This window comes from Pseudonocardia halophobica (assembly GCF_027922425.1).
GTDB classification, from domain to species: domain Bacteria; phylum Actinomycetota; class Actinomycetes; order Mycobacteriales; family Pseudonocardiaceae; genus Pseudonocardia; species Pseudonocardia halophobica.
In genome coordinates this window covers 1-1,463 of the sequence record NZ_BSFQ01000113.1, presented here as the reverse complement: position 1 = coordinate 1,463, position 1,463 = coordinate 1, and the positions used below count along the sequence as shown (strand labels likewise).

Annotated in this window: 1 protein-coding gene; it reads left to right on the top strand. The window is 69.9% G+C overall.

Annotated features, from left to right (window positions below):
- The first annotated feature begins 221 nt into the window (after positions 1 to 221).
- Entirely contained in the window at positions 222 to 1,445 is a 1,224-nt protein-coding gene (locus PKE99_RS37510) for an IS110 family RNA-guided transposase (protein ID WP_037054752.1), read from the top strand.
- Positions 1,446 to 1,463 lie beyond the last annotated feature (18 nt).

Here is a 1,463-nt window from a genome sequence, read left to right as displayed (position 1 = left end):
CTCCGTAAGGTTGTTGATGTTCGGGACGAGGTGTTCCGGACGCCCGCGACGGCAGGGTGTGGCTGATCGGTTCTTGTCGTTGGTGGCTTCTGAGGAGTGGCCGCCCTGCCGTTCGGGACGCCTTGGCCGCTGATTGAGATCTGCGCACGGTCGCTGTTTACGGAGCTGCAGGCGGGGACGTCCACGGGCCTTTCAACGGGTCGAAAGGGAGCCGAGATCACGTGGCGGGCAGGAAACTGTGGGTCGGGATCGACGTCGGGAAAAGAGCCCATCACGCCTGCGCGGTCGACGAGCACGGCAAGACGGTGTTCTCCCGCAAGATCACCAATTCCCAGGCTGCGATCGAGGACCTGATCACCCGCACCACCACGAAGGCCGGGCCGGCCGGACAGGTGGTGTGGGCGGTGGACATGACCTCCGGGGCGGCCGCCCTGCTGATCGCGCTGCTGCAGGCCACTGGCCGCCCGCTGCGCTCGGTGCCGGGTCGGCTGGTCAACCGGATGTCCGGTGCCTACGCCGGGGAAGCCAAGACCGACGCGCGGGACGCCCGCACGATCGCCGAGACCGCCCGGCTGCGCACCGATCTGACCGAGGTGGCCGTGCCCGACCAGATCGTGGGGGACCTGCAGGTCCTCACCGCGCGCCGCGAGGATCTGATGGCCGACTGGGTGCGGGGGGTCAACCGGCTCCGCGAGCTGCTCGGGTCGATCTTCCCCGGCCTGGAGCAGGCCTTCGACTACACCACCCGGTCGGCGTTGATCTTGGTGCTCGGCTTCCAGACCCCGGCCGAGCTGCGCGCGGCCGGGGTCGAGAAGGTCGCCGCGCACCTGCGGGCGCAGCGGGCCTGGGCCCCCGGCATCGAGGCCATGGCCGCGACCGCGGTGCAGGTGGCCGCCGGGCAGAGCGTGGCGCTGCCCGGCGAGTCGGTGACCGCCCCGCTGATCGCCCGGCTGGCCCGGCAGCTGCTCGAGCTGGACCGTGAGATCAAAGACCTCGACAAGCAGCTCGGGGCGCGCTTCGCCGAGCACCCGCATGCCGAGATCATCACCAGCGTCGACGGGTTCGGCCCGATCCTGGGCGCGGAGCTGCTCGCCGACACCGGCGGGAACCTCGTCGCCGCGTTCGGCACATCCAGCAAGCTCGCCGCCTACGCCGGCTTGGCGCCCGTTCCCCGAGACTCGGGTCGAGTCAGAAACAATCTGCACCGCCCCAAGCGCTATCACCGCGGCCTGCGCCGGGTGTTCTACATGGCCGCGCTCTCGGCGATCAGACGTCCCGACGGCCCTTCCCGCGCCTTCTACGACCGGAAGAAAGCCGAGAAGAAACGACACACCCAAGCCTTGATCGCGCTCGCCCGCCGTCTGGTCGACCTCGTCTGGGCGCTGCTCCGTGACAACCGCCGCTTCACCACCGAGGCACCGGCCCCCGCAGCCAACGCGGCTTGACACGGTCATTGAAACTCC